At 51.9% G+C, this 21,625-nt stretch carries 14 protein-coding genes; 1 reads left to right on the forward strand and 13 read right to left on the reverse strand.

Going from position 1 to position 21,625, the window contains the following annotated elements:
* Positions 1-172: 172 nt before the first annotated feature.
* From SNR34_RS19865 to leuC, 13 genes are all read right to left on the reverse strand, one after another.
* Positions 173-631 carry a GNAT family N-acetyltransferase gene (locus SNR34_RS19865; RefSeq protein ID WP_236411862.1) on the reverse strand — a complete coding sequence of 153 codons (459 nt, stop codon included), beginning with the start codon at positions 629-631 and terminating at the stop codon, positions 173-175.
* The gene (gene purT / locus SNR34_RS19870) at positions 621-1,808 is read right to left on the reverse strand and encodes a formate-dependent phosphoribosylglycinamide formyltransferase (RefSeq protein ID WP_236412896.1); all 1,188 of its coding nucleotides are present in this window, start codon (positions 1,806-1,808) and stop codon (positions 621-623) included. Before purT ends, SNR34_RS19865 begins: the two co-directional genes overlap by 11 nt.
* A gap of 137 nt (positions 1,809-1,945) precedes the next feature.
* Positions 1,946-3,796, reverse strand: coding sequence for an ABC transporter ATP-binding protein (locus SNR34_RS19875; RefSeq protein WP_236411861.1), 1,851 nt, complete (start codon positions 3,794-3,796; stop codon positions 1,946-1,948).
* The gene (locus SNR34_RS19880; RefSeq protein WP_236411859.1) at positions 3,793-5,565 is read right to left on the reverse strand and encodes an ABC transporter ATP-binding protein; all 1,773 of its coding nucleotides are present in this window, start codon (positions 5,563-5,565) and stop codon (positions 3,793-3,795) included. The genes SNR34_RS19875 and SNR34_RS19880 overlap by 4 nt, the downstream gene beginning before the upstream one ends.
* A gap of 273 nt (positions 5,566-5,838) precedes the next feature.
* A complete protein-coding gene (locus SNR34_RS19885) occupies positions 5,839-9,513 on the reverse strand; it encodes a dynamin family protein (protein WP_486180037.1) in 3,675 nt (1,224 codons plus the stop codon).
* A gap of 357 nt (positions 9,514-9,870) precedes the next feature.
* Positions 9,871-10,143: an NAD/NADP transhydrogenase alpha subunit gene (locus SNR34_RS19890; protein WP_236420091.1), complete on the reverse strand. Its 273-nt coding sequence runs from the start codon at positions 10,141-10,143 to the stop codon at positions 9,871-9,873.
* A 20-nt stretch (positions 10,144-10,163) separates the two neighbouring features.
* Positions 10,164-10,862, reverse strand: a complete 699-nt coding sequence (nth, locus tag SNR34_RS19895) for an endonuclease III (protein WP_486180038.1) — start codon at positions 10,860-10,862, stop codon at positions 10,164-10,166.
* Between the two features lie 166 nt (positions 10,863-11,028).
* A complete protein-coding gene (locus tag SNR34_RS19900; protein ID WP_486180039.1) occupies positions 11,029-13,770 on the reverse strand; it encodes an S-layer homology domain-containing protein in 2,742 nt (913 codons plus the stop codon).
* 80 nt (positions 13,771-13,850) lie between these two features.
* Positions 13,851-14,570, reverse strand: a complete 720-nt coding sequence (locus tag SNR34_RS19905; protein ID WP_339273171.1) for a GerMN domain-containing protein — start codon at positions 14,568-14,570, stop codon at positions 13,851-13,853.
* Positions 14,571-14,603: 33 nt separating this feature from the next.
* Entirely contained in the window at positions 14,604-16,013 is a 1,410-nt protein-coding gene (locus tag SNR34_RS19910; protein WP_486180040.1) for an N-acetylmuramoyl-L-alanine amidase family protein, read from the reverse strand.
* 259 nt (positions 16,014-16,272) lie between these two features.
* Positions 16,273-17,676, reverse strand: a complete 1,404-nt coding sequence (locus tag SNR34_RS19915; RefSeq protein WP_486180041.1) for an N-acetylmuramoyl-L-alanine amidase family protein — start codon at positions 17,674-17,676, stop codon at positions 16,273-16,275.
* Between the two features lie 211 nt (positions 17,677-17,887).
* Positions 17,888-18,490 carry a 3-isopropylmalate dehydratase small subunit gene (gene leuD, locus SNR34_RS19920; protein WP_236419670.1) on the reverse strand — a complete coding sequence of 201 codons (603 nt, stop codon included), beginning with the start codon at positions 18,488-18,490 and terminating at the stop codon, positions 17,888-17,890.
* A 29-nt stretch (positions 18,491-18,519) separates the two neighbouring features.
* Positions 18,520-19,941 (reverse strand): 3-isopropylmalate dehydratase large subunit, encoded by a 1,422-nt coding sequence (gene leuC / locus SNR34_RS19925; RefSeq protein ID WP_236420093.1) that lies wholly within the window; start codon positions 19,939-19,941, stop codon positions 18,520-18,522.
* Between the two features lie 440 nt (positions 19,942-20,381).
* Here leuC and SNR34_RS19930 point away from each other — a divergent pair, with 440 nt between their 5' ends.
* On the forward strand, positions 20,382-21,299 hold the full coding sequence (locus SNR34_RS19930; protein WP_486182492.1) for a LysR family transcriptional regulator: 918 nt from the start codon (positions 20,382-20,384) through the stop codon (positions 21,297-21,299).
* Positions 21,300-21,625 lie beyond the last annotated feature (326 nt).

The raw sequence follows: 21,625 nt of genomic DNA on the forward strand, positions 1-21,625 counted from the left end.
ATCTCCTTGAAATTAATTGTTACAAAAATGTAATTAACACTCTTGCAGTATAACAACTGTCACTGGTGTTGTGAACCTATTAAAAAATGGAAAAGTAACTTTTTTGTCATTTTTACATTAAAAAAGAAGGCATCCAGACAACAGCAATGGTTTGTCGGATGCCCTATTCATGCTATAAAAGAACCTTACTGAAACGATAGCCTCTCTTCTGAAAACCGATATGCTCGTAGAAGCTGTACGCAGAAGAAGCCACATCGCGATTGGCGCCAGTCACAAATAGCTGTTTGCCGCCTTGTTTCCTGCCCCAATCCTCGGCATGCGACATCAGACGGCGGCCAATTCCGCCACCACGATGCTTCTGGCCTACGATCAAGGAAGTAATCTGGGCAGCCGGTTCCGGATAAGCATGGCTTTGCACGCACTGCAAGCCGATCATCCCAATAATTTGTTCATCCACTTCGGCAACAAGCATGCACGCGTTCGGATTGTTTTCCAAACCCTGAATACGCTCTCTCATGACATTGGCCGTTGTCGGATAGCAGACCTCTCTCATCAGTCCCGTTACCGCTTCAGCATCGCGAAGTTCACATTCCCGGATCGTCAGTACAGGAGCCTCTACATTATTGGACATGATTTACCTCCACTTTCAGCATATTTGCGGCTTGTACCGCTGTTTTTCGAGCTTCTTGCACATCCTGGGCTGCACTCAGTGCTACTGCCATTCGGCGCCCTACTTTGGTCTCAGGTTTGCCAAACACGCGGATTTGCGTGCGCGGCAAAGCGAGTGCTTCTTCCATACCTTTGATTGCAAAATCGGCGGTTTCATCATTAGCCTTCAATGTAGCCGAGGCTCCAGGTGTAAGCAGGTGTACATCTGTCACCGGAAACCCAAGAATCGCGCGAACATGGAGCGCAAACTCGGAGTTGTCCTGCGTGACCATCGTAACCATGCCCGTATCGTGCGGACGAGGAGATACCTCGCTGAACACGACGCCTTCGGCCGTAAGGAACAGTTCGACGCCGAACAAACCGTAACCGCCAAGCTCATCGGTCACCGTTTTGGCAATGTGGCAAGCCTGTTCCCACTGCTCGGCTGTCATCGCATGAGGCTGCCAAGATTCGACATAATCCCCATCCTTCTGAATATGTCCGATGGGCGGGCAGAAAACCGTACCCGAGACGGACCTTACCGTCAGCAATGTAATCTCGCTGTCAAACTTAACAAAGCTCTCCACAATGACGCGTACGGATTTGCCGCGTGCCCCCGATAGGGCAATGTTCCAGCAATCCTGCACGTCGTCCAGCGTATGGCAAACGCTCTGGCCTTTGCCTGAAGAGCTCATCAGCGGTTTGATCACGCACGGCGTTCCCAACTCGCGAACCGCTTCGTGAAGCTCGTCCAGACTGTCGGCAAAACGATATGCAGCTGTCGGCAATCCGAGCTGTTCTGCCGCAAGACGGCGAATGCCTTCGCGATCCATCGTCAAACGAGCAGCTCTTGCTGTCGGAACGACGCAAAATCCTTCTTCCTCCAGTTCGAGCAAAGCTTCCGTCGCAATAGCTTCAATCTCCGGCACAATATAGTGAGGCTGTTCCTTGCGAATGATTCGTTTCAGTTCATCGGCATCCAACATATTGATGCAATAGGACCGGTGAGCAACCTGCATCGCGGGTGCATTCTCGTAGCGATCTACCGCGATCGTTTCCACACCGAGTCTCTGGGCCTCGATAACGACCTCTTTCCCCAATTCACCGCTGCCCAAAAGCAGCATCTTTTTGGCTTGAGCCGTAAAAGGAGCACCCCACATGTTCTTCTCCAATCCTCCCAAAGAGAAATCTTCTATATCTTTCTCTCTATTTTCGGGGTTTTGGTGAAAGATTGCAAGAGTGCTCCCTATTTTTCTTGTGAATTTTACAAGATTTTTTGTGTTTATTCGATCATTTTTTACAAAAATCTGTATTGGGCTTCGATTAACCCGCTGTAAATCCCTTGTTTCTGGATCAATTGTTCATGATTTCCTTCTTCCTTGATCTCGCCGTGATCAAGCACGATGATGTTATCGGCGTTGCGGATCGTAGAGAGCCTGTGGGCAACCATGAACGACGTTCTTCCTTTCAACAGAAGCTTCAAAGCATCCTGGATTTTCAATTCCGTTTCCGTATCGATGCTGGCCGTCGCCTCATCCAGAATCAGAATGCGAGGATCGGCGAGCAATGCGCGGGCAAAGGACAGAAGCTGTCGCTGCCCCATGGACAACACGTTCCCGCGTTCTTCGACTTCCGTATCGTAGCCGCCAGGCAATTTCATGATGAATTCATGGGCGTTAACGGCTTTTGCAGCCTGCTCGATCTCTTCATCCGTGGCATCCAGCCGGCCGAAACGGATATTGTCCCGGATCGTCCCGGAGAAAATGAACGTATCCTGCAGCACGATGCCGATCTGGCTTCGCAAGCTCTCCACCGTAATGTCCCGCACATCATGCCCGTCAATGGTCAGGCGACCGCTCGTAATATCATAGAAACGGCTGATCAGGTTGATGATCGTGCTTTTTCCCGAACCGGTATGCCCGACAAGGGCAATCGACTGGCCGGCCTCGGCTTTGAAGCTGATGCCTTTCAGTGCCTGGCGACCTTTCTCGTATTCAAAGACGACGTTATCAAACACGATGTCCCCTTTGATGGAAGGAAGCGGTTTGGCTCCCGGTTTATCCGCGATGCTTGGCTGTTCGTCCATAAATTCGAAGATACGCTCCGATGAAGCCATGGCGACGAGCAGTTGGTTATACATTTGGCCGAGCCGGTTGATCGGGTCCCAGAAGTTGCCGACATAGTTGGCAAAGGCAACAAGCAAACCGACGGTCAGGTGGCCATGTTGAATGAGATAGGCACCGAACCAGAACAGGATCAATGTTCCGAAACCGCCCGTAATCTCGATCAGCGGCCCAAACCCCTGGTTCATCGCGGACGCTTTGTCCCAGGATTTTTTGCTCGACAAGTTCATGTTGTCGAAATATTTCATGTTCTCTTTTTCCTGCGTATACGCCTGAGTGACACGAATCCCTTGAATGGACTCGTTCAAGTGGGAGTTAATGCGGGAGTTCTTCATGCGAACATCCTGCCATGCCCGTCGAATCAGGACGCGAAGCTTCGTGGAAATGATGAACATGATCGGTACGGTAATGATGACTGCCAGACCCAGTTTCCAGTTAATGAACAGCAGGATCACGATGATGCCGAGAAGCTGCACGCAGTCAATCATGACGTTGACCGCACCGTTCGTAAACAGGTCCTGCAAGGAGTTGATGTCATTCGTTACCCGTACCAACACCGAACCTGCCGGTCTTTTGTCGAAAAAGTTGAATGAAAGCTTCTGGATATGTTTGAACAAATCCGAACGAAGGTCATAGATGACGCGCTGACCGATAATATTCGTCCATTTGATGCGATAGGTATTGGCCGCCCACTGAATGATATACAATACGAGGATGGCTCCCCCGATCAAATAGAGGAGATTCATGCTCGGCGCACCTGAAGCGGGTGCAATCGCCTTATCGATGGCCAGACTCGTCAGGAACGGAACCGACAACTTCGTAACCGTCCCTAGAATCATCATCAACAAGATGAGAGGCAGCAGCTGTCTGGCGTAAGGCTTCATGTAACCAAACAACCGCCCGAATTCCTTCCAATTAAATGGCTTTTCTATTACTTCATCGTCCTGATAAACAAAACGTTCATTCAGTTTTTTGTCGGAGACCCCTTTCGTCTCGCGCCTGACTGCCGCCGTTTCGGAACTCATGAATTCACCTGCTCCCCAGCCTCACGCTTGCCGCGGGCGATATAATCTGCATATTGGATATGATACACGTCCTGGTACGGACCAGGTTGTTGAATCAATTGCTGATGCGTTCCTCGTTGGACCACCCGGCCTTCATCAAGGACCAGAATTTCATCGGCATGGCGCAAGGAGGAGATCCGGTGCGCAATAATGAACGTCGTTCTGCCACGCATGACTTCCTGGAAGCCGGACTGAATTTCATGCTCGGTTTCCATATCCACCGCGCTGGTTGCATCGTCGAGCACCAGAATTTTCGGATTTTTGAGCAGTGCCCTTGCGATCGCAATCCGCTGTTTCTGCCCTCCCGAAAGTCCCATGCCCCGCTCACCAACGACCGTGTCGTAGCCTTCCGGGAATTCCATAATGAAATCATGCGCCTTCGCCAATTTGGCCGCACGCTCGATCTCTTCCATCGTGACGTCCTTCAGTCCGTAGGAAATATTGTTACGAATGCTGGAGGAGAACAGGAACGTCTCTTGGAATACGGAAGCAATCTGGCTGCGCAAACTGCGAATGCCGATATCGTTGATGTTGATGCCATCGAGTTTAATCGTCCCCGAACTGACGTTGTAGGCACGCATTAAGAGCTGGATGATGGTCGATTTACCCGAACCCGTTCCACCGAGGAAACCGATGACCGTGCCTGGAGGCGCATCAAAATTAATGTTGTTTACCGCTGGCATTTTGTTGCCGTACGCAAACGTGACGGCGTCGAACGTAACATGCCCGCGGACCTGATCATTCTTCAGAATGACGGGATCTTCCGATTCCCGGACATCCACGGGTGTATTCAGCAGCTCCAGCACGCGTTCGCCGGAAGCTTTGGATTGCGTATAGTTGTTGATATGGAAGCCGAGACCCCACATTGGACCGATTATGTACCAAATCAAACTGAAAAAGGCAACCAGTTGACCCAGGGTAAGCGTTTGCTGTATAACCATGCGTCCCCCGATAATCAGCAGCAGCACCACGCTTAGCGAGGCCAAAATTTCCATGATCGGGAAATACCGGCTCCACAAGGTTGCAGCATGAATCTGGTTCGTTTTGTAGCGCTCATTCCGCGTCGAAAACTTGTCGACTTCATAAGGTTCGCGGGCGAACGATTTGACGGTGCGCACGCCTGTAATGTTCTCCTGCACTGCGGTCGTCAGCGAGCTGAGGGCCAGGCGCATTTCCTGGAACGCAGGGTGTATCCGGGATTCGAATCGCAGTGCGACATAAGCGAGCAGCGGAATGCAGATCAATGTCAGCAAAGTAAGCTGCCAGCTCATGGTCATCATCATGATGGCCCCGAAAATGACCATCAGGAACATGTTGAGAATCTGTGCGAAACCAAATCCGATGAAGTTGCGGATCGCTTCCAGGTCTCCGGTAAGGCGGGACATCAAGTCTCCCGTTTTGGCTGTGTCATAATAACGGAAGGATAAAAACTGAAGCTTTTCGTAACAAGCATTGCGCAAACGGTATGCCAAGTAGTTGCCCAGCCTTCCGCCGAAAAACCCGTGTAAAAACTGCATTCCCGCCTTCAGGATAACGACACCTAACACCGCCAAGGCAAGTATGGGAACGTCTTCAAAATTGCGCGGAACGATCACATCGTCGATCAGAATTCTCAGCAAGTTCGGATAGACAAGGCCGAGTGCGGTCGCTATGGCGAGGCATAAGATCGATAAAAACAGATACTTTCGCTTCTCCCAAAAAAAGGTTTGCAGCTGCCTGAGAACATCCATGTTTCTCCTCCTTTTATCTCGTTCAAATTAATATGAACATTTATGAAGTTTATCACCGTACCTCATCGGCGGCAAAGCGAATAACTGCCCATATTCAGGCGGCTTTACCCTTAATGCGTCATAAATGAAACATAAGACCCGGCTTTCAAGCAAATGTTTGAATATTCTCTGGCTTTCAGGTTGTTCGTACAAAAAAAGGCTCCCTTGTTGACCTTTCGGGTCGGGAACCTTTTTTTCGATCGATATGACCGGACATATTTCATTATGAAAACGCTATTCGCTTCTCCAGCCCATAACTTGTACGGACAGGTTATGCCACTCTTCGGCAGGCACGCCGCTTGTCATCGTTTCATTCAGGGCGGCTGCCGCTTCTTGCACCCGTTCCGTCAAGAGATTGGCTTGCTGCCGCAGCGACGCCCGCACGCGGTCATCGTAGAATCCGACGAGCTGCTCCTGAGCTGCCGGCAGCGCATCCGCAGCCATCTGTTTAATGACCGGTTCGATGGCCTCCTGCAATCGTCGTCTGCCATCACCTTCGAAAAATTGTTTCGGATTACGGAAATAGCTTTGGTATGATTTCCAGCCGGATGGCTCCTCCAACCGGATCTCTTTCAGCACGGGCGTTGCCCATTGCTCGTCAAACGCCTGCGACAGATCCATGCCCTCCAGCATTCGTTCCAGATCGGCGGTGCAGTCAGCGAGCTGCTTCGCGATCCAGGACTTCCCGGCCTGCTCGAGACGCAGCGTCGTTGCGAGCAATTCCTGCTCCAATTCCACGGAAATCATGCGCAGCAGTTCGCGGCCGCAAGCAGCAAAAGCCGCCTTCAGGTTCCCGCGGTCCTCCCTTAACACGGAAGGATGGAAGGCTTCAGCCACAAACTGGCCCAATCGGAAGCCCAAACGCTGCCGGACATGAAACAACAGCTCACCCGTTTCCTGCGCAAGCTCCTCCTTCATCGTACGCCCTGCAAACGCCTCGATCCGAACTCGGGACTGCTCCATACCGGCTGACAGCTCGGCTCTGCGCCGCTGCAGCACTTCTTCGCCCTGGGCAGCGTCCTGTGCGCGCTGCTCCAAACGCTGCGCCACTCTGGACAGCTCTTCGGCAGCCCCGCCCACGGCCAGATCGGCCAATTCGCGTCCGGCAAAACGGTTGAATTCCTCTTCGAACGTGCCAAACCCGGATCGGGCAAGACGATCCGCATCGCCGTCGCTTTTGGATTCCAATGCCATCAAGCTGGACACCGGGAACAGGCGCGGAGAACGGATGCCGTTGGCGCGAAGCTGAGTGCTGACATGATCAAGCACCTGTTCCAGCTCCTCTTCCGAGGAAGCAAGGTCACTGGCATTTACGACGAAGAACATCTGATCCATGGCGGAGCTGTCCTTCACCCGTCCCAGTTGCTGCAGGAATTGCCGGTCTCCCTGCGAAAACGCGTGATTGTAATAGGTCACGAAAATGAGTGCATCCGCATTCTTCATATAATTGAAGGTTACGCCCGTATGCCGCGCATTCACGGAATCCGCTCCAGGGGTGTCCACCAGCACGATGCCTTGTTCGGTGACCGGGCAGCTGTAATGGAGGTCGATGCTGTCGACGAAACAGGATTTCCGCTCATTGGCTACAAAGCTGCGGTACCCCTCCAGGTCGACGTGTACCTCCTGTCCCAATAGCTCCTCCGTCTCCGCCCAGCCTGCGGCGGCGGCTTGGAGGAAGCTGTAATGCGGCCGTCCCGCCGGATGCACGTCCTGCGGGGACAGCCCTTTGACCCGCTTCTGCCAATCGGCTTCCGGTTCGCCCAGGCCCAGCAGGCGGAACGAATACGCCAAATCCTCCTGGAAGGCCGCCCGGGTCTTCATCCGGACCCGGGCGGTTCCATGCTCCGCGCCATCGGCCGGAGCCATGATGCGGTTGATCGCCGCCGTCGTCGGATGCGGCGAGACGGGCAGCACAGCTTCGCCGAGCAGCGCGTTGGCGAAGGAGGATTTGCCGGCGCTGAACGCACCGAACAGCGCCAGCGTGAACGTGCCGCCCGCAAGCGAAGTCGCGCGTGCACGCAAGTCCCGTACCGCCGACCCCATGGCGGGGTACGGCTCCACCAGCGCTGCGGCGGCCTCGAGCCGAGCCGCTGCAGCGTCCAGGCGCCTGCGGCGTTCAGCGCCAGCCGCCGGGTGCCCGTGCGCCGCCGCTGCGCGCGGCGGCGCCTCCGTCCGGGGCGGCGCCGCCCCGGCCGCGGCCGTGCCCGCCTGCGGGCCGGGGGCTTCGCCCGGCCCCGGCGCGGGCACGTGCGGGCCCTGCACCTCCGGCAATACGCCGGAGGGCAGCGGGCCCGCCGAAGGCAGCAGGCTACGCAGCCCTGCTGCCTCCGCCTCGGCGGCGCGCTCCAGCGCCACGAGGCGCGCCGCCGAGGCGGATTGCGCCAGCAGCGCTGCGCGGCTGGCGTCCAGCGCCTGGAGCGCGGCTTCGCCTTGCGCGCCCAGCGCATCCAGCAGGCGGTCGGCCAGCATCATGGCCGACCGGCGATAGCGGGCCTCGATCTCGCCCCGCAGCTCTTTGCTGAATTGCAGCACATACTCAGGGGACACTTCGGCCCCTTCCTTGCGAACCTGATCCAGCATCGCTTCATTCAAAACGGGAAGCTCCTGATTCAGCGACTCTTCCCATTTTGCATCCCATAACCCGTGCTTTTCGCCCAATTGCCGCAGCATCGTGCGAATGTGCACTTCGACCTGGCCGCCAGCCTGATCCCGGAGCATGCGCAGCAGTTCCGTGGACCGCCGTTCTTTCTCCTGTTCCGTTTTGTTCCCCGCGAACAAAAATCCAACGCGGAAACCCGGTTTACGACTTTCCAGAAATGCACCTGCCGCCGTTCGAATATCCGCAGGCGTCAGATTGGCATTCGACAAGAGCGATTCCAGTTCTCCGCGAAATGTTTCGCGTTCGCTTGAAGGCTTGGTACGCAGCTCTTTTTCTTCGCGGCTCAGCTCAGCCAGTTGGCGTTCCAGGCGCTCCACGCCTTCACGGCCTCCAATTTGCTCAAGCAGCCCAGACTTCTCTTCTTCCTGCTCTTCCTCTCGTCTGAGCAAATGCTGCTCGGTAACATGGCTTGCCGAACTGGCCAAGCTGTGACGGATAAGCGGTTCCTTCTGTTCGAGCAGATGGCGAATGATGTTCGGAATGAGCTGCCACTGATTATAGAGATGTTCCTTATCCCTCAAGGATGTGAACAGCAGCCCGTCATACTTCACTTCCCATGCTTCAAATATGGCTTCTACGCCGCGTACGTACTCATCAAAGGCCAGTTCACGGTCTCTGTGCTTATCAATTTGATTCACGATGAGAAACAAAGGTTTACCCCAATCCGACAGGCTTTTGGCAAATGACAAATTGCTTTCGGACTGTACGTGATTGTAATCCATAACATAAAAGACCACATCGGCAAGATGAAGCGCCGAATGGGTTGCCAAACTATGCCCTTTATCCGTCGAATCGACCCCAGGCGTATCGAGCAGCACGCCGTCATCGCCCAGCATCGGGATATCGTCCCAGACTTCGATGGCGCGGTAAGCTCCGCCGTTTTTGCAATACTCCTGTAATTGCTCGGGAAATACTTCAAGCGGAGCATGTGAATTCCCATGCATGTCAGCGCTTTCGTTATCGGCAGTATAGATCAGTGCGCGCGGTTCCCCGTTTCGGATCGATACCACGTTTGCGCTTGTCGGTACGGGGCTGGAGGGCAACACGCGCTTCCCGCACAAACTATTGATCAAACTCGATTTCCCTGCCGAAAAATGGCCGCAAAACGCAATCGTCAATTGCGTTGTCTCTGCCTTGCCGATCAGATCCGTTATTGCTTGTACAGCTGTCTGGTCCCCTGTCTTTTCCAGCGCTGCCCGCAGCGGAAGCAGAGGTTTGGCCAAGTCGGGCGCGTTAACTGTTCTGGTCATGGTTGGCCTTCCTCTCTCTCTCTGTAAACTTGGAAAATATCGATGTATCACTTGACCTGCATAAACGTTATTGTAACATTACCTTGCCATAATTTGAATTGGCTTCCTTCACCGATACGTCACATTCTCGGTCTGCCGCCCACAAGAAAACGCATACAACATGACTGCAAAAAAATAAAACCGATCTTGTCGGTTTTATCGTCTGCCGCCGCTGAATCTCCTGTCGACGATCCCGCTTGGTTGCTTCTATGTATCCCCCATGAACGGGGAGTATGTTGCATGCAATGCGTGTGACCGTCCCGACGTGCGAACATATCCCAGAAACATTGATGCAACATTTCAATATGCGTTCCTGAATTAGGAAACGGCGTTCTCCAGCGAAGGCAGCAAAATTTCGAAAACTTGGCCATGCTGCAAAATCGTGATGCCTCTCACTTTGTCTTTCATGACAACAACCTCTGGCTTAACGGACATGCGCTCCAAATAATGTTCTGGCACATCGCCGGAGTGGCTTACTGTGATGCCTTCTACTTCTTTTTCTTCATTCTCGGCCATATCCTGGTCTACGATTTGCTCGAAAATGTCCGAGAAAGCTTCAAAATTGTCTGTGTACACGGAAATGCATTTCATCATTACTCATCCTCTTCTGATTAAGAATTTAATTTTTGCCTTGAGGTGGTGCCACGTACCTTATCTTTCCTGATTTTGGGCGTTTTCATACGCTTTTTCCCTTCCCTGCACACGTCCAGCAATGGACAAACTTCGCATTGGGGGTTCTGCGCCTTGCAATGATAACGTCCGAAAAAAATGAATCGGTGATGAGTGATGGTCCACTCATCCCGAGGTACCCGCTTCATCAGTTTTTTCTCGACTTCAAGGACGGAATCGTCCCAACCAGCCAAACCCAGACGCTTGGATACACGTTCAACGTGGGTATCCACCGCAATTGCCGGCACGCCAAAAGCGTTAGAAACAACGACATTCGCCGTTTTGCGTCCAACTCCCGGCAGCGTCACGAGCTGATCGTGTTCCTGCGGCACATCGCCGCCGTACTGATCGATCAGAATCCGGCACATGTTCTGAATATGCTTGGCCTTGTTCCGATATAAGCCGATCCGCCGAATATCCTGCTCAAGCTCTTCCAAAGGCACAGCCAAATAATCGGCAGGGCTTTTGTACTTTTGGAACAGGTCTGCGGTGACTTTGTTTACCGTTTCGTCGGTACACTGGGCAGACAACAAGACAGCTACGGTCAATTCGAACGCATTCTCATGGTTCAATTCACAGTGCGCATCCGGAAACATGGCTGCCATCGTATCAAGGATATGTCTTACCGTTGCTGCATTCATGAAGAGCTACCTCCCGCAAAATCACCACACAATATGGGCTTATTAATCAAATGCCCGATTCGAATCAGGGCGGTGTGGACGCCGGTTCGCTTGCAAAAAAAACGTCCTGATGCGGGAAAGATCCCGCATCAAGACGGTCATTCTTTTGATCCTCGAAAATAATTGATTACTGTTTTTGGATCTCCAGGACCACGTTGCCCAAAAGATACAATACAATATTATCATTATCTTTGAGAGATTGCACGCTTAAAGTCGTGTCACCCTGATGAACATATGTGCCCGATGCCAGCGCGAAACGGTAATTGGTGTCGGAAGTGGACTCCCGCTTTACCAAAATTTGATTGCCCACGGCATCATACGACCAGAACTGTCTGTTTACTACAGTCAAGACGCGGAAACGCGTGGAATTGTCGGTATCCTTTGTCACTTCCACACGGTCGCCTGCCGTCAGGCTTCCAATCGTCGTCAGCGTCGATCCGGATTTCACTACTTTGATCGTTCCGGTCACAGGCACGGTTTCGGTTTGTCCATTGAACAACTTCAATGTAACAGAACTTGCATCCACCGCCGTTACTTCGCCCAGTGTACGCTTAACGACCTGAACCGCTTTTGCCGTCGTTCCTTCAAATGTAACATTAATCAGATTGCCTGCGGCCAATTGAGCCGCGGTGATCGATTGGCCGTTCTCCCCGGTGAGCACAGCTTGGTCCGCATAGAACTGACTGGTCAACAAATCGGATTTCACTCGAATGCGACCATTGGTTTCAACAGACAGTACTTCGAATTGAGCCGTTGTATTCAGTGCGATCTTCTGCACGGCATCTTGATTCCCGTTCAGGGTGATCGTAACGGAATCGCCTACCTTCAGATCGCTTAGTCCGGCACCTGCCTTGTTGTATATTTCAATCGTTGGCACCGCAGAATACGCTACCGTCACCGTTTGGTTATTGGACAACAGACTGATCTTTCTGTTCGCCATGTCGATATTGCTCAACGTGCCTTCATATTTAAAAATAACTTTCACCGACAATGCACGTGTACCCACATATGTCAGGTCTAGTTTGCGGCCTTCGTTCAGAAGGGTCTCCAGCCCGGCAAGCGTAGGTTTCGCTGCATTATAGTCCAGCTTCGTTTTTTCGTCCAGCGTGAACACATACGGTTTTTTGTTGCTGTCCAGCACGGTCAGCACTTTCGTTTTGCTGTTGTACGATACGACTGAAGCGCCGTTCATCGGCTCCATCTGACGGCTCACGACCTGAATGCGTGTCACGCGGTCGTCGGCATTCAACGTCAATTCGACTTGATCCCCATTGTCTGCATCCGTAATCAGATCGCTGAGCGTTGCTTTTTCGATGCCGCTAATGATCACTTCAGGCTGGTCAACCAGCAATTTGGCTTCAAGCGAACCGCCCTCCCGCTTAAACGTCAGCGTGGATTGATTGCCGCCGATCTCTACCAGCGTAGCGCGTACGTTTTGTTCTACGCCTTGCGACAGTTCAACCGTTTGCAGCACGCTATCCTTCACCGTGTACTTGATGGCACTGCCTGCAGTAAGCTCGGCAACAGGCAAAATACGGTCACGATAACGAATGATGAGGTTGTCATTGTACGTGTACTGCTCCGACTGGCCGGCAGCATTCGTGATTTTGATCGTTTTGCCCGAAGGATTGATCTCGGTTACAGTGCCGCTGTCGCTTTTGTTCACGATGCCCGATTTCACCCGAATAACAACGGTTTTTTTGTCAGCAGAGAACGTTTCGCGCTGAATTTCAACCGTACTGTTCGCGGTAATGTCGGAAACCTTGATTGCATTCCCGTTCTGGTCGATGAATGCCGTAGACTCATCATACGCATATGTCTCATAGTTTTCACCGACAAAGATGCCGACTTTGTTGCCGGACAAAGCGCGCGCGAAAGTGCCTTCCACGCTCTCTACTTGAGGGGTAGCGTCCAGCAATTCGACATAGGAAGCAGCACCATTCGATCCTCCGACAATCAGCACTTTGGTGTACAATTGCACATTGGGTCCGGCAGCGCGTACTTCACTGTCTTTGGTGAAATACGGAGTACTGGAGTTCACCGTGAAATTCATCGTTTTTCCATTGGCAACCAGCGTGATTTGATTTTCTTTCAAACCTGTGACATATCCGGTGTACGTGTTGGGGTAGGCCGTGTCCGTCAACCCTTCGCCGCGGCTGAAAAACGTTGCCAGCTGCGCACGCGTAACGGTCCCCGTCGGATTGAATTTGTTTCCGTCTACACCTTTGGCCAGATCAAGACTGACAGCAAGGTTTACATAACCTTTGGCACTGTCCGAAATGCTGTCATTGTCAGCGAATCCTGTGGACTGGGCATTTTGCGCTTTCGCTTCGTCATTTTTGCCCAAAGCGCGGATCAGCAGCTTTGCCGTCCATTCCCGGGATGCCGGTTTTTGGCCCCAGGTTGTATTCGTTACATCAGCAGCCGTTTCTTCGGTTTGATTAATAAGCCCCAGTTGAAGCGCCAATGCGACATACGGCTTGAAATAGTTGCTCACTTCCATGTTTGTCGGTAATGCTGCAGTCGTGCCGTCATTCAACTGGTTTTCTTTATTCATGAAACGGATGGCCATCGTTACGGCTTCTTGCTGCGTTACGGCGTCTCCCGGACGGAACAGACCGTTATTTCCGAGAAGGATCCCTTGGGATGCCAGCTTGTATACATGTTTTTCAGCCCAGTACCCTGCTTTAATATCGCTAAACAGGCCTGTTTGTGCGGCCGAAGTGGTGGTTGCCGCTGGCTGTCCTTGTCCCGTTTCGGTCGATTCGGCAGCCAGTGCGGCACCTCCGCCGCTCAGGGCCATCATGCCTGCAAGCATGGCGGACATTACTTTTTTCGAGTGTGATGGATTGTTATATTTAAAAGTCACCTATGATTCCCCTCTCTCATGTAAACGGTCGTTCCCCGTAGACTCACGATTGACAGCGTGCCATCCTTTTCGTAACCGAATTATTTCGTCATCGGATGTTCCAGATCGACATGTCCCATCAGGCTTTCCAGCTGTTTGCCGTCGACCAGCAGGTCAAGGGACTTCACTTCGTCGAATTGGAAATACGTATTTTTCAAAGCCTCGATAGCAAAAGACTCGCCGCCTGCACCCAAACGTGCCGTATCGGGCATGTGGATATCAAGCGTTAACGCGCCTTCTTTGAATGTGACGGACTTGAGTTCAATTTCCTTGGCCCAGAGCGGGACAAGCTTCTCGTCGCTGCTTTGCTGCAACGCTTCGAATGCGGACTTGTACTTATCCTGGTCGCTCGCATATGAAATGCCGGCTGTCGATTCGTGCAGCTCAAGCTCTTCCGGGTCCGTGAAAAACACTTTGATCGTTTCTTGCTTTACGCTTTCGGAATTCCCTTTGGTTTCGGAGCTTTGTGAACTCGCATTCGTTCCGTTGCCCGAAGTATTCGTAGAATCGGTTGTATTCGCAGACCCCGTAGAACCGCCTTCCGATCCATTCTGTGTCACCGTATCCGTTCCGGTCGAGTTTTGCTCCGGATCTGCCGTTACGGGATCCGTAATTTGCGTCTCGCCTTCTGTCTCGGTCACATTGTTCTCGGTTGTCGCACCTTGGGTCTGAGCTGGAGCTGCTGTCGGTTTACTGCCACATCCGGCAGCAACTGCCATCACTGTTACTAGCAATGCTGCAATCCATATCTTTTTGTTCATCTTAACTCCGCCTCCTATCATAAGGAACAACCCTTAATTGATTCCCAGATACTCCTTGATCCCTGCTACGATGCCTTTGGCCACACTGTTCTGGAAGCTTTCGGTGAACAGGACGGCCTCGTCGCTTGCGTTGCTGAGGAATCCGCCTTCCAGCAATACCGCCGGCATGGTTGTCTCACGGGTTACATGAAGACTTGCCGTTTTCACTCCACGATCTTTCAGTCCCGAGGACTGGACGAGGTGTTTGTGCATAATATCTGCCAGGGCTTTGCTGGTCGAACGCGTATAGAAGGTTTCTACGCCATTCGCTGCAGCAGGACCGCTATTCGCATGAATGGAAACAAAGATGTCTGCTTTGATGTCCTCTGCAATTTTCACGCGCTGCTTCAATTCAAGAAACGTATCGTCACTGCGCGTCAGCACAACGTTAATGCCTGATTCCTGTTTCAACAAGGCCTGAACCTTCAAAGCCATTGCAAGATTAAAGTCTTTTTCCTTTTTGCCTGTAATACCAATGGCCCCCGGATCATGATCACCGTGACCCGCATCGATAACAACCACCTTTTTTCCGTCCCCAGTACCTGGAGTGGTTGTGTTTTGTCCTTCTTTGTTCAAGTTGATGACGACAAGGCCTGAGTCGCTCTCCACTTCATAGCCTTTCGCACTTGTCAAATCAATGACGAAACGAATGGTGGATGGGCTGTTGTTATAGAGCGAATAACGAATTTTCGACACATCCGGATAACCGCTAACCACGAGCTGTCCATTCTGATTGCTGTCCAAGGCTTGTCCTTCGCTGAAAGAATCTGCGAAAGCAGTGTTCGGCAAATCGATAACGATTCGATCCGGTCCTGTCATCGTGAAAACATTCGGCTTCGTGCTGCCGCTTGTGGCGATCATGAAGCGGTTTTCGCTGAAGCTGATGGCGTTCACCAGTACAAGACCTTCCTGATCTGAACTTCCGCTTTCATTTCCTGCATTCGGAGGTGTGATCGTTCCGTTTCCGGAGCCCGAGTTCTGGGTAACTAATGTTACCGTCTTCGTAGTGTTGTTCCAACCCACCTTAAGGCCCATTTGTTCGCCTACAAAACGCAAAGGCACAAGTGTAGTACCGTTTTTTACGATTGGCGGGGCATCAAGGCTAACGTTACTGCCGTTTACGTTTGCCGTTTTCTTTCCAACGACCATCTCCATGACGGTGTTATCCTTGGAAATCGTTACGGTGCTTGTTTTTTGCTGCCAGTCCACGCCGTATCCGAGACTTTCAGAAATAACGCGAATCGGAACCATCACTTTGCTGTTGATGTTTTCCGCTTTGGCGTCGGATGGCTGCACGATTTCCTTCCCATCAAGAACAATTTTTGTGTCTGCGGCCGCATGGCTATAGCCCGGGAAAACGAGCCCAAAGACAAATAACAGTGCCAAAAAACCGAACTTCTTCATCCTTCACCCCTACCATTCTCACATTTTATTGCCGCATGTTAAGATGACCTTGATCCGCCAGGTCAACTAGGCATTACCGGACACCTCATTAGACGTCCGCTTCCACCAAAAGTTGCGAATATATTCCAACATATCTGAGAATAAACGCTGTCAAATCAAGCTTTTTCTACATTTTCATGTCAAACTTCGCCCAGTTTTATCCATCAAACATCTTGAAACAACGAGCGTTCTTAAATCATACACAAGAAACAATTACCAGCTAATTGCCCAAATATTCTACGATTCCATCCACGATGGCTTGCGCGCATTTATTCTGGTACTCCTCTGTAAGCATAACGGCTTCATCCGCGGGATTGCTCAAAAACCCAAGCTCGAGCAGTACAGCGGGCATCGTTGTTTCCCGCGTGACATGAAGGCTTGCCGTCTTAATCCCCCGGTCCTTAAGTCCTGTGGCCTGCATTACGTGTTTGTGCAATACGTCAGCCAATGCCTTGCTTTCCTTGCGGGTGTACAACGTTTCAATGCCATTCGGGACGGGAGTCGTAAACTTGTTTCCATGAATGGATACAAATAGCACCGCCTGATTCAGCTCAGCGATGTCAACGCGCTGCTGAAGCGATAGCTCCGTATCGTCCTGACGCGTCACCACGGTCTGAATGGCATCGTACTGTTGAAGCAAAGCCTGCACTTTAAGCGCCACCGCAAGATTGAAATCCTTCTCGTGCGCTCCGGTTACGCTCTCCGCGCCCGGTTGTCTTCCGCCATGTCCCGGATCGATCACGACGACCTGCTTTCCTTCCTTCTCCGGTATGGAAGGTTCCGCTGTCGATTCTCCAAGGCTTCCAGTCAAATCTACCAGCAGTACATTGTTATCTCCGAGGGACCATTTGGCTGTCGCAGGCTGCTTCAGGTCAAACACGACACGCACCGTTGAAGGCGAACTGCTGAACAACGCATAACGGATTTGGGATACCATGCTGGAGTCATTTACGGCAATCCGGCCGCTGCCATCCGGCGATCCGGCTTGTGCTTCGATAAACGAAGACGAGAACGCCGTTTCGGGCAGGTCAACCATAATTCGATCCGGTCCGGACAGACTCGATATCTTCGGAGCGATGCTGCCGTCAACAGCTACGCTCAAGCGATCATTGTCATAACTGATGCTTTGCAGCAGTGCCGTTTGTGCAATCGGTGCTTCACTCGGCTCCTCCTGCTCGTCCTTCTCGATAACAGGCGGGACGCTTTCCAAACTGACGGTTTTGGTACCATTATCCCAGCCAACGTGAAGCCCCATGCCCTCACCGATAAAACGAAGGGGGACCAGTGTCGTGCCTTGTCTGATCAAAGGAGGAGCATCCAGATTGACTACGGTACCATTCACGGTGGCCGAGGTCTTGCCTGCGCTCATTTCGATATGGCTGTTGTTTTTTTCAACCCATACCGTTTGGGTAGCTTTCTCCCATTTCACCTGATAACCGAGATTTTCAGACACGATGCGAATGGGAACCATCACCGTTTTGCCGATGTTTTCGGCTGGTGCTCCAGCTTGCTCCACTCTGACGCCATCGATGATAATGGAAGGTGTGACGTCAGCAGCATGTGCCGCTACAGGCAACAAACAGAGGAATAACAAAGCAAAGACAGCTGTCGACCATTTCTTCATAAATCCTCCACCAATCTGTTTTCTTTTGAACGTCCGTATGTATCTTTCCATAATCTACTAACCAGTTTATCAGATAATGTCCTGCAATCCGGTTACAACGTTGTCATATTTCGACGGCATAATAACTGCATCGAAAAAGAAAAACCGCCGACTGAAGCAGAGACGAATGTCCCCGTCCAGTCCGACGGTTTAGTTTGAGGAAAGCATTGGTTTAGCCGAAAAGTTTGGCGGCATGACGTTGTTCGTAAGCCGTGATGGCATCATCATGCTGAAGCGTCAGGCCAATGTCGTCCAAGCCTTGCAGCAGGAACTGGCGGCGATGTTCATCCAAATCGAAATCGATGTGCAGGCCGTGCGCATCCGTAATCGTTTTGTTTTCCAGATCCACGTTCAGCTGATAACCTTCATGCGCTGCGGTGCGCTGGAACAGGTCCTCGACCTGCTCTTCCGACAGCTTGATCGGCAGAATGCCGTTTTTGAAACAGTTATTGTAGAAAATGTCCGCAAACGTTGGTGCAATGACGCAGCGGAATCCATAATCCATGATCGCCCATGGTGCATGCTCACGAGAAGATCCGCAGCCGAAGTTGGCGCGCGAAATGAGGATGGATGCCCCTTCATAACGGGGTTTGTTCAATTCAAAAGAAGGATTGTTGTTTCCCTCTTCGTCAAAGCGCCATTCGTAGAACAAAAACTGTCCAAATCCGGTGCGCTCGATCCGTTTCAAAAACTGTTTCGGAATGATTGCGTCCGTATCCACGTTTACGCGGTCAACCGGTGCCACGATGCCTTGCAATGTTTTGAATGCTTCCATATCTTCCGTTCTCCCTTCGTTCCCTGCTCTTAGATAACTGCTTCCGTTTTGAAATTCCAGTCACGCACATCGACGAAACGGCCTTTGACCGCTGCGGCTGCCGCCATCGCCGGGGAAACCAGATGAGTACGTCCGCCGCGTCCCTGACGTCCTTCGAAGTTCCGGTTGGATGTCGACGCACAACGCTGGCCCGGTTGCAGTACGTCCGGATTCATCGCCAAACACATGCTGCATCCCGCTTCGCGCCATTCAAATCCTGCTTCGATAAATACTTTATCGAGACCTTCCTTCTCGGCCTGCAATTTAACTCGGCCCGATCCCGGCACCACAATCGCTGTAACGCCGCTGGATACTTTGTGCCCTTTAGCCACTTTCGCAGCCGCACGCAGATCCTCGATCCGTCCATTCGTGCAGGAACCGATAAATACGTAGTCAATCTCGATGTCAGTGATGGCCGTTCCCGGCTCAAGTCCCATATATTCAAGCGCTTTTTCAGCTGCTTTGCGTTCGTTTTCGGTCGGCAGTTCAGCCGGTACGGGAACTCGGGAAGAAATGTCCGTACCCATGCCCGGGCTAGTGCCCCATGTAACTTGCGGAATCAATGCTTCCACGTCGATTTCAACGACGCGGTCAAATTCAGCGCCTTCATCGGTTACGAGCTGTTTCCAAGATGCGACGGCTTCTTCGAATTTCTCGCCTTGCGGCACATACTCGCGTCCGCGCAGGTATTCGAATGTCGTTTCATCCGGCGCGATCATGCCGGCTCTTGCTCCACCTTCGATGGACATGTTGCAGACCGTCATGCGCTCTTCCATACTCAGTTCGCGAATCGCTTCGCCTGTATATTCGATGACATATCCTGTCGCAAAGTCCGTGCCGTATTTGGCGATGACCGCAAGGATCATATCTTTGGCCGTTACGCCAGGGTTGCGCTTGCCGACGAAGCGCACTTCCATCGTTTTGGCTTTCGCCTGCTGCAAACATTGCGTGGCCATGACGTGTTCCACTTCGCTCGTACCGATCCCAAATGCCAGCGCACCGAATGCTCCGTGCGTCGAAGTATGGCTGTCGCCGCAAACGATCGTTTTGCCCGGATGCGTCAAGCCGAGCTCTGGACCCATAACGTGCACGACCCCTTGATCAAGCGTGTCCAGGTCATACAGCTTCACGCCAAAGTCACGGCAGTTTTGGGAGAGGGTATCGATTTGCTGTTTGGAAATCGGATCTGTAATGTTGTAACGGTCTTTCGTCGGTACGTTGTGGTCCATAGTCGCAAACGTCAGCTCAGGGCGACGGACTTTGCGGCCGCTCAGGCGCAGACCTTCAAACGCCTGCGGCGAAGTCACTTCGTGTACAAGATGCAGATCGATGTACAGAATGCTTGGTTTGTTTTCTTCCTGATGAATTACGTGGTTTTCCCAGATTTTCTCAAACATCGTTTTTTTACTCATCATTTTCACCCCATCATAAGTTCGGTCCTTGGAAGAGCTTCGACGCCTTCAATTGGCTCGGCTCTTGAATGACATAAATATATCACTCGTCTCTTCATTGTTCCAAGATATAAAAACTATAGATGCGATAGGTTTTACCTATACAGGATGAAACGCAAATAAACCATTGCAAGCTGCAGCGGTTTTATTGATAACAATTATCATTATCATAATTACATAGTACGCTGTCGGTGTTTGTGTGTCAATGCTTTTCCAGACATTTGATCGTGTAAATAAACGTTATGGGGCAGGCCTTTGCGTATTTTCCCCAAAGATGTTGAAGGGACTGCGCTCCGTAATCCGTTCCCGGCCGGGGCAGCTGCGAGCGTTTTATCCCGACAAGTGATTTCTTCGCGGGGAATGATTATAATGTAGGCATAACGAAAGGAATGACAAGAACGATGGAATTAAGACAGCTTCAATATACGTTGCAGATCGCCGCCGAACGCAATTTCTCCCGGGCCGCCGAGAAGCTGCACATTGCGCAGCCATCCCTCAGCCAGCAGTTGTCCAAGCTGGAGAAGGAGCTTGGTGTGCTGCTTTTTCAGCGCAATACCAGCACAGTGGAATTGACCCATGCAGGGGTTACTTTTGTGGAGCAGGCGCAAAAAATCGTCGATGCCGTGGAGCTGCTCCGCCAGGAGATGTCCGACATCTCCCAGCTGCGCAAAGGCAAGGTTGTCGTCGGCAGCATGCCGATCACGGGCTCACATCTGCTTCCTCACGTGCTTCCGGCATATAAACAGGCTTACCCCGACATTGAAATCACCCTGCTGGAGGATGCGGGCGGCGCGCTGGAAAAGCTGACGGCGAGCGGCAAAGCCGATCTCAGCCTACTCTCGCTGCCGCTCCAGGAACCGAGTCTGTCTTACGTTGCGATCGGGGAAGAACGCATCGATTTGGCCGTTCCGCCTCATCACCCGCTGGCGAAGCGCGCCGATCCCGAGCATCCGGTTCCCGTCACGATGGAAGAGCTTCGCGATGAGTCCTTTATCGTGCTCAAAAAAGGACAGGGATTCCGCAAATTGACCTTTGACCTTTGCGAAAAGGCTGGGTTCGATCCACAGGTCGTGTTCGAAAGCAACAACATCGAAACCGTGCAATCCCTAGTGGCCACAGGCATGGGAATTACCTTGGTGCCGCGTTTCATTGCACGGGCCCCGCGGAGCGAATTCGTGCCCGTCTACGTTCCGCTCGCAGAACCTGTGCCCAGCCGCACGCTCGTGGTTGCCTATCGCCAAGGCAGGGTGTTATCCAAGGCGGCGGAAGCGTTTATCCAAACGTTCAAAGACACGGTATCCGGGTTATCGGAGGAGTAACAAAAGTGAAGGAGTATACAAACATCAAACGAATGAATTTACCCTGCACTACAGCGACTGAAAGGCGTATCGTCAACATGTTCCTGAAGCTGTAAGGAACCTGAGACACCTTATGAAGTCTAATTTCGTGGATATAGAAGGCTAACGAACTCAGCACACGTTATTTAAGCAAAACATCCCTCTCACCGCTGCTTTTGCGCCAAATAAGGTGGCTAAAGTTCGTTAGCCGTCAAGGAGCATGAAATCCACCATATAAGGTGGCTGGGGTTCGTTAGCGCTGCATCAAAAAGGAGCTAATGTGCCGGGTTGCGGTGACCCGGCACATT

The sequence above is a fragment of the Paenibacillus sp. XP01 genome (assembly GCF_057364885.1).

Excerpts from the sequence above, each read along its gene's own strand:
- SNR34_RS19865 (WP_236411862.1), bottom strand. The coding sequence starts at position 631 with ATGTCCAATAATGTAGAGGCTCCTGTACTGACGATCCGGGAATGTGAA.
- purT (WP_236412896.1), bottom strand. The coding sequence starts at position 1,808 with ATGTGGGGTGCTCCTTTTACGGCTCAAGCCAAAAAGATGCTGCTTTTG.
- SNR34_RS19875 (WP_236411861.1), bottom strand. The coding sequence starts at position 3,796 with ATGAGTTCCGAAACGGCGGCAGTCAGGCGCGAGACGAAAGGGGTCTCC.
- SNR34_RS19880 (WP_236411859.1), bottom strand. The coding sequence starts at position 5,565 with ATGGATGTTCTCAGGCAGCTGCAAACCTTTTTTTGGGAGAAGCGAAAG.
- SNR34_RS19885 (WP_486180037.1), bottom strand. The coding sequence starts at position 9,513 with ATGACCAGAACAGTTAACGCGCCCGACTTGGCCAAACCTCTGCTTCCG.
- SNR34_RS19890 (WP_236420091.1), bottom strand. The coding sequence starts at position 10,143 with ATGAAATGCATTTCCGTGTACACAGACAATTTTGAAGCTTTCTCGGAC.
- nth (WP_486180038.1), bottom strand. The coding sequence starts at position 10,862 with ATGAATGCAGCAACGGTAAGACATATCCTTGATACGATGGCAGCCATG.
- SNR34_RS19905 (WP_339273171.1), bottom strand. The coding sequence starts at position 14,570 with ATGAACAAAAAGATATGGATTGCAGCATTGCTAGTAACAGTGATGGCA.
- SNR34_RS19910 (WP_486180040.1), bottom strand. The coding sequence starts at position 16,013 with ATGAAGAAGTTCGGTTTTTTGGCACTGTTATTTGTCTTTGGGCTCGTT.
- SNR34_RS19915 (WP_486180041.1), bottom strand. The coding sequence starts at position 17,676 with ATGAAGAAATGGTCGACAGCTGTCTTTGCTTTGTTATTCCTCTGTTTG.
- leuD (WP_236419670.1), bottom strand. The coding sequence starts at position 18,490 with ATGGAAGCATTCAAAACATTGCAAGGCATCGTGGCACCGGTTGACCGC.
- leuC (WP_236420093.1), bottom strand. The coding sequence starts at position 19,941 with ATGAGTAAAAAAACGATGTTTGAGAAAATCTGGGAAAACCACGTAATT.
- SNR34_RS19930 (WP_486182492.1), top strand. The coding sequence starts at position 20,382 with ATGGAATTAAGACAGCTTCAATATACGTTGCAGATCGCCGCCGAACGC.